Source organism: Streptomyces sp. cg40, from assembly GCF_050320165.1.
Taxonomy (GTDB): Bacteria; Actinomycetota; Actinomycetes; order Streptomycetales; family Streptomycetaceae; genus Streptomyces; species Streptomyces hokutonensis.
On sequence record NZ_CP190128.1, the window covers coordinates 5,485,885 to 5,497,883 of the forward strand.

Below are 11,999 nucleotides of genomic sequence, written 5' to 3' on the forward strand. Positions count from 1 at the left end.
GGTCGGCGAACGACCATGCACGTCACGCATCTGTCGCTGGCCGACTTCCGCTCGTACGCCGGGGTCGACGTCCCGCTCGACCCCGGCGTCACCGCGTTCGTGGGCCCCAACGGGCAGGGCAAGACCAACCTCGTCGAGGCGATCGGCTATCTCGCCACCCTGGGCAGCCACCGCGTCTCCTCCGACGCCCCGCTGGTCCGCGTGGGCGCCGAACGCGCGATCATCCGGGCGCAGGTCCGACAGGGCGAGCGGCAGCAGCTGGTCGAGCTGGAGCTGAACCCGGGCCGCGCCAACCGGGCCCGCATCAACAGGTCCTCGCAGGTCAGACCCCGTGACGTGCTGGGCATCGTACGGACCGTGCTGTTCGCGCCCGAGGATCTCGCCCTGGTGAAGGGGGATCCCGGGGAGCGGCGGCGTTTTCTGGACGAGCTGATCACCGCGCGGTCGCCGCGCATGGCCGGTGTGCGGTCCGACTACGAGCGGGTGCTCAAGCAGCGCAACACCCTGCTGAAATCGGCCGCGTTGGCGCGGCGGCACGGCGGGCGCTCGATGGACCTGTCCACGCTCGACGTGTGGGACCAGCATCTCGCGCGCGTGGGCGCCGAGTTGCTCGCCCAGCGGCTCGATCTGATCGCCGCGGTGCAGCCCCTCGCCGACAAGGCGTACGAGCAACTGGCGCCCGGCGGCGGCCCGGTGGCCCTGGAGTACAAGCCTTCGGCGCCCGGTGAGGCGCACACCCGCGAGGACCTCTACGAGCAGCTGATGGCGGCGATCGCGGAGGCGCGCAAACAGGAGATCGAGCGGGGCGTCACCCTCGTAGGACCCCATCGGGACGATTTGATTCTCAAACTCGGTCAGTTGCCCGCCAAGGGGTACGCCTCGCACGGGGAGTCCTGGTCGTACGCGCTGGCGCTGCGGCTCGCGTCGTACGACCTGCTCAGGGCCGAGGGCAATGAGCCGGTGCTGGTGCTCGACGACGTGTTCGCCGAGCTGGACACCCGGCGTCGGGAGCGGCTGGCGGAGTTGGTGGCGCCGGGCGAGCAGGTGCTGGTGACGGCGGCGGTCGACGACGACGTACCGCATGTGCTGGCCGGGACGCGGTACAGCGTGGCGGAGGGGGCGGTGGAGCGCGTATGAGTACGAACGAGCCCGCCCCGCGCCCCGAGCGCCCCGCAGCCGGGGAAACCACGCCCGAGAAGGCCGCCGAGCCCTCCGGCGTCGACCTCGCGCGCGTGGCGTTGCGCGCCGCGAAGGAACAGGCACGCGCGCGTGGGGACGCGGCGCAGCAGAAGAAGCAGGCGCGGCGCGGGGGCCTGCGCTCCGGCGCGCGCGCCGACGGACGCGACCCGATGGCACTCGGCGCTGCGATCAACCGGCTGCTGAACGAACGCGGCTGGGAGACGCCGGCCGCGGTGGGCGGTGTGATGGGCCGCTGGCCGCAGATCGTCGGCGAGGACCTGGCCAAGCACTGCGTACCGGAGCGGTACGACGAGGACGAGCGGGTGCTGGTCGTGCAGTGCGACTCCACGGCCTGGGCGACCCAGTTGCGGCACCTCACGCCCACCCTGGTGGCCAGGCTCAACGAGGACCTGGGGCACGGCACCGTACGGATGATCAAGGTGCTCAACCCCGGTGGACCGCCCCGCCGCTACGGCCCGCTGCGGGCTCCCGGCAGCACGGGTCCCGGCGACACCTATGGGTGACTGACATCACAGTGCGGGCCCGGGCGGGCGACCGGACGCGGTTGCGAATACCGACCTGACCCAGGAGTAGCAAAGGGTTCATACCCGGAAGCGCTGAGTGCCGCTGTAAGCCTCTTTGAGCCCCGTTCCGCATATGGGGAGTCGGGAGAGACCGGTTGAGGGCGGCACATGAGGACTCAGGTACCGGCAAACCCCCATCACTGTCGGCGCTACCGGTAGACTGGAAGCAATCCCGCCCCACTTGTGGGACACACACCGAGCAACGCTGACTAAGGCTTACCAACGCAACACGCCGCAGCCGCTCCGGCCATCAGCCGGGTGCCTGGCTTGTGCTGTGCCAGAAAGGGCGCTTCGTGGCCGATTCCGGCAACCCCAACGAGAACATCCCGTCCACCGACGCCGGCGCCGACGGCGAGGCTCACTCCTCGAACGGCGAGGTCACAGCCTCGTACGACGCCAGCGCCATCACCGTCCTCGAGGGTCTGGACGCGGTCCGCAAGCGACCCGGTATGTACATCGGCTCGACCGGTGAGCGAGGCCTGCACCACCTGGTGCAGGAGGTCGTCGACAACTCCGTCGACGAGGCGCTGGCCGGCCACGCGGACACGATCGACGTCACGATCCTGCACGACGGCGGCGTACGCGTCATCGACAACGGCCGCGGCATCCCGGTGGGCATCGTCCCGTCCGAGGGCAAGCCCGCCGTCGAGGTCGTGCTGACCGTGCTGCACGCGGGCGGCAAGTTCGGCGGCGGCGGCTACGCGGTCTCCGGCGGTCTGCACGGAGTGGGCGTCTCCGTCGTGAACGCGCTGTCCAGCAAGGTCGCCGTGGAGGTCAGGACCGACGGCTTCCGCTGGACGCAGGACTACAAGCTGGGCGTCCCCACCGCCCCGCTCGCGAAGCACGAGGCCACGGACGAGACCGGCACCTCGGTCACCTTCTGGGCCGATCCGGACGTCTTCGAGACCACCGAGTACTCCTTCGAGACGCTCTCGCGGCGCTTCCAGGAGATGGCGTTCCTCAACAAGGGTTTGACGATCAAACTCACTGACGAGCGCGAGCTGGCGAAGGCCACGGCCGGTGCCGACGAGGCGGGTGCGGACGAGAAGGACGAAGTAAAGACCGTCACGTACCACTACGAGGGCGGCATCGTCGACTACGTGACGTACCTCAACTCCCGCAAGGGAGACGTGGTGCACCCGACCGTCATCGACCTGGAGGCGGAGGACAAGGAGAAGAGCCTGTCCCTCGAGGTCGCGATGCAGTGGAACAGTGGTTACAGCGAGGGTGTGTACTCCTTCGCCAACATCATCCACACGCACGAGGGCGGCACGCACGAAGAGGGCTTCCGGGCCGCGCTGACGTCACTGATCAACAAGTACGCGCGCGACAAGAAGCTGCTCCGCGAGAAGGACGACAACCTCACGGGCGACGACATCCGCGAGGGTCTGACCGCGATCATCTCGGTGAAGCTGGCCGAGCCGCAGTTCGAGGGCCAGACGAAGACCAAGCTCGGCAACACCGAGGCGAAGACCTTCGTACAGAAGGCGGTCTACGAGCACCTGAACGACTGGCTGGACCGCAACCCGAACGAGGCGTCGGACATCATCCGCAAGGGCATCCAGGCGGCCACCGCGCGCGTGGCGGCCCGCAAGGCCCGCGACCTCACCCGCCGCAAGGGCCTCCTGGAGACCGCGTCCCTGCCGGGCAAGCTCTCCGACTGCCAGTCGAACGACCCCACCAAGTGCGAGATCTTCATCGTCGAGGGCGACTCCGCCGGCGGCTCGGCCAAGTCCGGCCGTAACCCGCAGTACCAGGCGATCCTCCCGATCCGGGGCAAGATCCTCAACGTCGAGAAGGCCAGGATCGACAAGATCCTGCAGAACCAGGAGATCCAGGCACTGATCTCCGCCTTCGGCACCGGGGTCCACGAGGACTTCGACATCGCCAGGCTGCGCTATCACAAGATCATCCTGATGGCGGACGCCGACGTCGACGGACAGCACATCAGCACCCTGCTGCTGACCTTCCTGTTCCGCTTCATGCGGCCGCTGGTCGAGGCCGGGCACGTGTTCCTGTCGCGCCCCCCGCTGTACAAGATCAAGTGGGGCCGCGACGACTTCGAGTACGCGTACTCGGACCGCGAGCGCGACGCCCTGATCGAGCTGGGCCGGCAGAACGGCAAGCGCATCAAGGAAGACTCGATCCAGCGCTTCAAGGGTCTCGGCGAGATGAACGCCGAGGAGCTGCGCATCACCACGATGGACCAGGAGCACCGCGTCCTCGGCCAGGTCACCCTGGACGACGCCGCGCAGGCCGACGACCTGTTCTCGGTCCTCATGGGCGAGGACGTCGAGGCGCGCCGCCAGTTCATCCAGCGCAACGCCAAGGACGTCCGCTTCCTCGACATCTGAGTCGGTCTCAGCTGACCGCACCAGGAAGGATCCCCACCAGCAATGACCGACGAGAACACGTCCGGTACGCCTGAAGAGGGCGCGATCATCGCCCAGCGCGTCGAGCCCGTCGGGCTCGAGACGGAGATGCAGCGCTCGTATCTCGACTACGCGATGTCCGTCATCGTGTCGCGCGCCCTGCCCGACGTCCGGGACGGCCTCAAGCCCGTCCACCGCCGCGTCCTGTACGCCATGTACGACGGCGGCTACCGGCCCGAGAAGGGCTTCTACAAGTGCGCCCGCGTCGTCGGCGACGTCATGGGCAACTACCACCCGCACGGCGACTCCTCGATCTACGACGCGCTGGTCCGCCTCGCGCAGCCGTGGTCGATGCGGATGCCGCTGGTGGACTCGAACGGCAACTTCGGCTCTCCGGGCAACGACCCCGCCGCCGCCATGCGCTACACCGAGTGCAAGCTGGCGCCGCTGTCCATGGAGATGGTCCGTGACATCGACGAGGAGACCGTCGACTTCACGGACAACTACGACGGCCGCTCCCAGGAGCCGACCGTCCTGCCGGCCCGCTTCCCGAACCTGCTGATCAACGGCTCGGCGGGCATCGCGGTCGGCATGGCCACCAACATCCCGCCGCACAACCTCCGTGAGGTCGCGGCGGGCGCCCAGTGGTGCCTGGAGAACCCCGAGGCCTCGCACGAGGAGCTGCTGGACGCGCTGATCGAGCGCATCAAGGGCCCCGACTTCCCGACCGGCGCGCTTGTCGTCGGCCGCAAGGGCATCGAGGAGGCGTACCGCACCGGGCGCGGCTCGATCACCATGCGCGCGGTCGTCGAGGTCGAGGAGATCCAGAACCGCCAGTGCCTGGTGGTCACGGAACTGCCGTACCAGACCAACCCCGACAACCTCGCGCAGAAGATCGCCGACCTGGTGAAGGACGGCAAGGTCGGCGGCATCGCGGACGTCCGCGACGAGACGTCGTCCCGTACCGGCCAGCGCCTGGTCATCGTCCTCAAGAGGGACGCGGTCGCCAAGGTCGTACTGAACAACCTCTACAAGCACACCGATCTCCAGTCGAACTTCAGCGCCAACATGCTGGCCCTGGTCGACGGTGTGCCGAGGACCCTCTCCCTGGACGCGTTCATCCGGCACTGGGTGGCGCACCAGATCGAGGTCATCGTCCGCCGTACGAAGTTCCGGCTGCGCAAGGCCGAGGAGCGGGCGCACATCCTGCGAGGCCTCCTGAAGGCCCTGGACGCCATCGACGAGGTCATCGCGCTGATCCGGCGCAGCGACACCGTGGAGATCGCGCGTACGGGCCTGATGGAGCTCCTGGAGATCGACGAGATCCAGGCGAACGCCATCCTGGAGATGCAGCTCCGCCGACTGGCCGCCCTGGAGCGCCAGAAGATCATCCAGGAGCACGACGAACTCCAGGCGAAGATCGCCGAGTACAACGAGATCCTCGCCTCCCCGGTCCGCCAGCGCGGCATCGTCAGCGAGGAACTCGCCGCGATCGTCGAGAAGTTCGGCGACGACCGCAAGACGATGCTGGTGCCCTTCGACGGTGACATGTCCATCGAGGACCTCATCGCCGAGGAGGACATCGTCGTCACCATCTCGCGCGGCGGCTATGTCAAGCGCACCAAGACGGACGACTACCGCTCCCAGAAGCGCGGCGGCAAGGGCGTCCGGGGCGCGAAGCTCAAGGAAGACGACATCGTCGACCACTTCTTCGTGTCGACGACCCACCACTGGCTGCTGTTCTTCACCAACAAGGGTCGCGTCTACCGCGCGAAGGCGTACGAACTCCCGGACGCCGGGCGCGACGCGCGCGGGCAGCACGTCGCGAACCTGCTCGCCTTCCAGCCGGACGAGGCGATCGCGGAGATCCTCGCGATCCGCGACTACGAGGCGGCGCCCTACCTGGTCCTCGCGACCAAGGGGGGATTGGTGAAGAAGACGCCTCTGAAGGATTACGATTCGCCCCGTTCCGGCGGTGTCATCGCGATCAACCTCCGTGAGACGGAGGACGGTTCCGACGACGAACTGATCGGTGCCGAACTCGTCTCGTCCGAGGACGATCTGCTGCTGATCAGCAAGAAGGCACAGTCGATCAGGTTCACCGCGACGGACGACGCCCTGCGCCCCATGGGGCGTGCCACCTCCGGTGTCAAGGGCATGAGTTTCCGCGAGGGCGACCAGCTTCTCTCGATGAATGTTGTTCGACCCGGTACGTTCGTGTTCACTGCCACAGACGGCGGGTACGCGAAGCGGACCGCTGTCGACGAGTACCGCGTCCAGGGTCGCGGCGGCCTGGGTATCAAGGCCGCCAAGATCGTCGAGGACCGCGGTTCTCTCGTCGGCGCGCTGGTGGTCGAGGAGACCGACGAGATCCTCGCCATCACGCTGTCCGGCGGTGTGATTCGTACGCGAGTCAACGAGGTCAGGGAGACGGGCCGTGACACCATGGGCGTCCAACTGATCAACCTGGGCAAGCGCGATGCCGTCGTCGGTATCGCTCGTAACGCCGAGGCGGGATCCGAGGCGGAGGAAGTCGCCGGCGACGAAGCCGTCGACGAGACCGCCGAGGATGTCGCGACCACCGGCACGGACGAGGGTGACGCACCCTCGGTCGAGTAGCACGAGGAGAGAGTCATCGTGAGCGGAGCCACGGGCGCCGGATCGACCGGTACGGACACGGACGGCGGCGGCCGTGGCTCCGCCGCGAACGCGACAGATCCGCACACGACCCAACTGCGTGCGATCGACGTGAAGAAGGCCGACTCGCACGCGCCCGACGCACATGGATCCCAGGGGGGAACTGTGACGGACACCCGAGGCCCGGGGACCCAGCAGCAGTCGGCCGGTGCTGGCCAGGCCCCGGCCGGTGCCAAGGCTCCGGCCCAGGGGCAGCAGGCGCCCCAGCCGCCCGCACCGGCCGCGCCGCCGACGGCGTCCCCGCTGCCGGGTTCGCCGCTGCCCGGTGAGCGTCCGTCGCAACAGGCGGCCGGGCCGTACCACCCGCCGCAGGCCTACCCCACGCAGCCGCCGGCCGCCGCCCAGAGCGGTGCCGTACGGCGGCCGCGCACGGGTGCGCGCACCGCGCCCCGCACGCGTAAGGCGCGCCTGCGGGTGGCCAAGGCCGACCCGTGGTCGGTGATGAAGGTCAGCTTCCTGCTCTCCATCGCGCTGGGCATCTGCACGGTCGTGGCGTCCGCGGTGCTGTGGATGGTCATGGACGCGATGGGCGTCTTCTCGACGGTCGGCGGCACGATCTCGGAGGCGACCGGCTCGAACGAGTCGAACGGCTTCGACCTGCAGTCCTTCCTGTCCCTCCCACACGTCCTGACCTTCTCGGGGATCATCGCGGTCATCGACGTCGTCCTCGCCACCGCCCTCGCGACCCTCGGCGCGTTCATCTACAACCTCTCCGCCGGCTTCGTCGGCGGCATCGAGCTCACGCTCGCCGAAGACGAGTGAGAAGCCGGACGAGAACGCGGGTGTACGGGGGTTGAAACCTCCGTCGGCGGTCCTGTGACTATCGATTTTGGGACTGCCCATGTCGTGCGCTAATCTTCAGGAGTCAGCGCGCGGGACACACTCCGCACAGCGCGGCGGGGCTATAGCTCAGTTGGTTAGAGCGCATCCCTGATAAGGATGAGGCCACAGGTTCAAATCCTGTTAGCCCCACCAGCACGAAGACCCCCAACCCATTGTGGTTGGGGGTTTTTGGCGTCTACGGGCCGACGCCGACGGCGCGATCGACGGGTTGCCCGGCGGTCGGTGGGCAGCAGTGAGACCCCCGGCCACGACGGGCCGGGGGTCTTCAGGGTCGTCTCTGGAGCGTTGTACGCAAGTTCGCCGCTGTGTCAGAGATGTCGGGGCGGTGGGTCGGTGGTGAGGTGGCGCGTGACGGGGGTCAGCGCTGGAGGGGGGCCGCCAGGGGTGTTGTCTGCTCGGTGTGGGCCGGTTCGGTGGAGTCGGCGGTCTCCGTGGCCTCGTCCGTGTCCGTCGGCGGGCGGTGGCGGCAGCTGGGGGACTTGCCGTGGGCCTCGGCCCGGATGCGCTGCTTCATCGTGGGGGGCAGGGACCTGGTGAAGGACCAGGGGGAGATCGTCGGTGCCGTCGGCTGCGCGGTGGCGCTGGTGTTGGTCGCCCCGGTCCGGGGCGTCGCCGCGGTGGCGGCCGTCGCGGTGATCGTGATGAGTCCGAGCGCGGTGCAGAGCGAGATGAAGGCGGCGACGAAGGCGGTCCACAGCTTCATGACCTTGATCCGGGTCATGGCCCCTCACTTTCAGGTTGGGCGATTTGCGTACTTTCCTCATGATGTGTATGGGGGCCGCGAAGTGTGGGACCGGCGCCCGTGGCGCGTCGATGTTCCGATGAACACCACTCGGATGGGTGCAAGAGGCGCGAAAAGCCAAGGAAAATGGAGAAGTGGGACCAAATTAACGGTCCGTAGAGATGTGATCACCCTCCGATCGGAGCGGTTCCATCCGCTTCTACTGCGCTGTCCCGGGCGGGAGTTGGCCGCGGAGGCAGGTCACCGATCGGTATCGGTCGGTGTGTATAGTCGGGCGACAGAGGTCCCCTACGTCAAGGAAAGACGAGGTCGCGCGGTGAAGAAGCTTCTCCTGGTCGCACTGGCCGCCATCGGCGGGCTCCTCGTGTACCGCCAGATCCAGGCGGATCGCGCCGAGCAGGATCTGTGGACGGAGGCGACCGACTCCGTGCCCACGGGTTCGTGAGTACCGAGATCCAGTTCTGAGCACGCCCCGACCGCCTGGCGGTCGGGGCTTTGTGTTGCGCCGTCGCGCGAACACGGTTACGGCCCGCACGACCCGGGCGTTTCGGACACTCGTACGTATTGCCGGGATGCCACGCGCGCGTGCGGGGCAGGATGGGCCACGTCCGGAGCAACGACGAGGGGTGGCGCGTGATGGGGCGGCGGCGTACGGCGTGGTGGCGGACGCGAGCACAGGGCGGCGGCCGCACGCCTGTTGCCCGGGCGGCCGTACGATCCGTCGGCGCGGCCGTACGGTCCGTCGGTGACGTACGACGGCGCCGGCCCGGTGTCGTACGACGCGTCGGTGCCGTCGTCGCCGTGCTGTGCGCGACCGCGGCCCTGGCGGGGCAGCCCGCCGGCGCCGCCGGGACGCCGGGCTCCTACGGCTACGACAAGGGCGACCGGGCCGTCGACGGCGCGACCGCCGCGGCCGACGCCGTAGGCCTGGATTCGGGCGGGACGTACCGGAGTTCCCTCCCGAAGGGCGCGAGCCTCTACTACGGCCTCACTCTCGACGAGGTGTCCGACGTCTACGTCTCCGTCACCGCCGTGCCCCCGGTCGGCAGCACGGTCGCCGCCACCGACGGGATCAGGGTGTCGCTGCGGAACGCGGGCGACACCGCCTGCACCCACCAGAGCGCCACCTTCGGCGCGAGCAGGAGCCCGCACCCCGTGGCCGCGTGGGCCGTGCGGGAGACGGGCAGGGCGCTGTGCAAGGGGGGCGGGCAGTACTACGTGCTCGTCGAACGCGTCGACGCGACCGGTTCCTCGTCGGACACCTGGGGACTGGAACTCACCGTGGTGTCCGAACCGCCGCTCGCTCAGGCGGTCACGTCCGACGCGCCCCAGGACTGGAACTCCGCCTCGCCCGAGCCGGTCACGGGGGAGGCGCGGAGCCGCGCGGGCGGCTCGGGGTTCGCCGGGGCGGTCGCCGTAGGACAGGGCGTGTGGCGGGGCGACATCGCACCCGGCGGGACGCTCTTCTACAAGGTGCCCGTCGACTGGGGCCGGCAGCTCTCCGTCAGCGCGGAACTGGGTGCCTCGGACGCTGGCAGCGGCTATGTGAGCCGCGCGCTGGACCTGGCGCTCTACAACCCCGTGCGCGCCTCGGTCGACGAGGCGGGCGTCGGTTATCAGGGCAGTCCGAGATCGGCCGCCCTCGAAGCCCTGCCGCCCGTCGAGTACCGCAACCGCTACTCCGTCGTCGACCACGAGAGCGGGATGCGCTTCGCCGGGTCGTACTACCTCGTCGTGCACCTCGCCGCGCAGGTGGCCGACGACTTCGGCCAGGGGCCGTTCCCGGTGACGCTGCGGGTGCGCGTCGCCGGTTCGGCGCACGGCGGGCCGGGGTACGAGGGGCGGTCCGAACCCCGGAACGTCTTCGACGTCACCTCGCAGGACCGCGCGGCGGCCGTGACGGGGAGCGGCGGGGGAGGCGACACCGCGATGAAGGTCCTCGCGGTGGCCGGGATCGGCGCGGGCAGCGTGCTGTTGGCGACGCTCGGCGCGTGGACGGTGGCGGCCCGGCGCCGGGCGACGACGTAGCCGCCGTACCCCTTCCGACGCCGACGCCGACACCGGCACCGACGCCGACGCCGACATGTCACCGGTCGGTCAGACGCGGGTCAGTGCCCAGAACCCCACGGCGTAGCAGGCCAGCGCCAGCAGCAGGACCGGTATCGCCACCTTCGCGGGCGGTCCGGGGCGGCGCCGGGCGCGCCTGCCGTGGTGCTGCGGAAACGGCGGCGCGGTGGGCGGAACCAGCGGGACCTGAGCGGTGTATGAAGCAGTAGAGGGTTCGGCACGCGGCTGGGGGGAGGGCAGGGCATGGGGGATCTGCGGAGTCCGCGGAGTCTGCGGGGGCGGCAGATGGAAGCTGCCGGTGTCCGACATCGGGGTCGAGGTCGGAGTCGGGGTGGGCGTCGGCGTCGGGATCGGGCTCAGTGTCGAGGCGGTCGGCTGGGAGATGTCCTGCCGCGGGTCGAGGAGGACGGAGTCCGCGCCGTCGGTGCCCGCACCCGCACCCGCGGTCGTACCTGTCCCTGTTCCTCCGGTACTCACACTCGTCCCGTGCGACGGAGTCGCTCCCGTGTCCACCCCGGAGGCCCGCTTCAGCGGACCCTCGGGCGCGAACCCCGTCGGCAGCGGCCCCACTTGGTCGAAGATCTCGATCAGTTCGTCGTCGGGGCCGGGCTCGGGCAGGAGTTCCACGGCCGCCGCGAGCGCCTTGCGCGCCCCCGTGGCCGTACGGAAGCGAGCCTGCGGATCGGGCTGGAGCAGCATCGCCACGACCTGCCACAGCGGCTCGGGAACACCCTTGGGTGCCCCAGGCGTCCCGTGCTCGGCGAAGTACTGGATGAGCGCCTTGGAGTCCGGCTTGGCCCCCTCCAGGAGATACAGCGCCACGAGGCCCACGGCGAACAGGTCGGCGGGGAAGTCGGGTTCGGCGCCCATCATCTGCTCGGGCGCGAGGTAGCCCGGAGTGCCCACCACGAGGTCGGTCTCCGTCAGGCGCGCCTCGCCCAGCCGCATCGCGATGCCGAAGTCGGACAGGCGCAGTCGTGGCCGGGCCGCGCCGGTGGCTTCGAGGAGCAGGTTGGCGGGCTTGATGTCACGGTGCACGACACCCTCCGCGTGCACCGCGGCGAGTCCGGAGAGGAGCTGGTCGAGCAGCGTGCAGACGAACGCGGGGGGCAACGGGCCGTAGTCCCCCACGAGATGGACCAGCGAGCCGCCGGCCACCAGGTCCATGGTGAACAGGACCTTGTCGTCGTCGGCGGCCCAGCTGGCCGGTGCGAGCACATGGGGGTGGTCGATGCGCAGCGCCTGTTCCCGTACGAAGCGCAGCAGCGAGTGCGCGTCGCTCTGCTGAAGGACCTTGGCCGCGACATAGCGGCGCCTGCGGTGGTCCCAGGCACGCCAGACCGCGCCGACACCTCCACGCCCGATCGGGTCGACCAGTTCGTACCGGCCGGCGAAGACCTCACCCATGGCTGTACGTCGCTCCTCCCCCTGCGGCTACCTCCGTTGCTTCCCCCGAGACGAGCGATACGACTCCCCCTCGCGCCAGTTGCCGTGTGCCCGGCTGTCGAACCCCCG

Annotated in this window: 9 protein-coding genes and 1 tRNA gene; 8 read left to right on the forward strand and 2 right to left on the reverse strand. The window is 69.4% G+C overall.

Features of this window, described 5'->3' with window-relative positions:
• Positions 1–15 precede the first annotated feature (15 nt).
• From recF to ACQHII_RS24440, 6 genes are all read left to right on the forward strand, one after another.
• Positions 16–1,137, forward strand: coding sequence for a DNA replication/repair protein RecF (gene recF / locus ACQHII_RS24415; protein ID WP_019073567.1), 1,122 nt, complete (start codon positions 16–18; stop codon positions 1,135–1,137).
• Complete coding sequence (locus tag ACQHII_RS24420; protein ID WP_427921298.1) at positions 1,134–1,703, forward strand: DUF721 domain-containing protein; 570 nt, start codon at positions 1,134–1,136, stop codon at positions 1,701–1,703. The genes recF and ACQHII_RS24420 overlap by 4 nt, the downstream gene beginning before the upstream one ends.
• Positions 1,704–2,056: 353 nt before the next feature.
• On the forward strand, positions 2,057–4,117 hold the full coding sequence (gene gyrB / locus ACQHII_RS24425; protein WP_427921299.1) for a DNA topoisomerase (ATP-hydrolyzing) subunit B: 2,061 nt from the start codon (positions 2,057–2,059) through the stop codon (positions 4,115–4,117).
• 42 nt (positions 4,118–4,159) lie between these two features.
• Complete coding sequence (gyrA, locus tag ACQHII_RS24430) at positions 4,160–6,754, forward strand: DNA gyrase subunit A (protein ID WP_427921300.1); 2,595 nt, start codon at positions 4,160–4,162, stop codon at positions 6,752–6,754.
• 18 nt (positions 6,755–6,772) lie between these two features.
• Positions 6,773–7,594, forward strand: coding sequence for a DUF3566 domain-containing protein (locus tag ACQHII_RS24435; RefSeq protein WP_427921301.1), 822 nt, complete (start codon positions 6,773–6,775; stop codon positions 7,592–7,594).
• Between the two features lie 136 nt (positions 7,595–7,730).
• A tRNA-Ile gene (locus tag ACQHII_RS24440) sits at positions 7,731–7,807 on the forward strand.
• Between the two features lie 226 nt (positions 7,808–8,033).
• Here the strand turns inward: ACQHII_RS24440 and ACQHII_RS24445 are convergent.
• The gene (locus ACQHII_RS24445; protein ID WP_427921302.1) at positions 8,034–8,396 is read right to left on the reverse strand and encodes a DUF6344 domain-containing protein; all 363 of its coding nucleotides are present in this window, start codon (positions 8,394–8,396) and stop codon (positions 8,034–8,036) included.
• 337 nt (positions 8,397–8,733) lie between these two features.
• Between ACQHII_RS24445 and ACQHII_RS24450 the strand changes: the two genes are divergently transcribed.
• The gene (locus tag ACQHII_RS24450; protein WP_003999697.1) at positions 8,734–8,862 is read left to right on the forward strand and encodes a DLW-39 family protein; all 129 of its coding nucleotides are present in this window, start codon (positions 8,734–8,736) and stop codon (positions 8,860–8,862) included.
• Positions 8,863–9,014: 152 nt separating this feature from the next.
• Positions 9,015–10,445, forward strand: a complete 1,431-nt coding sequence (locus tag ACQHII_RS24455; RefSeq protein ID WP_427925400.1) for a hypothetical protein — start codon at positions 9,015–9,017, stop codon at positions 10,443–10,445.
• A gap of 69 nt (positions 10,446–10,514) precedes the next feature.
• Here the strand turns inward: ACQHII_RS24455 and ACQHII_RS24460 are convergent, their stop codons facing one another.
• Positions 10,515–11,891 (reverse strand): serine/threonine-protein kinase, encoded by a 1,377-nt coding sequence (locus tag ACQHII_RS24460; RefSeq protein ID WP_427921303.1) that lies wholly within the window; start codon positions 11,889–11,891, stop codon positions 10,515–10,517.
• Positions 11,892–11,999 lie beyond the last annotated feature (108 nt).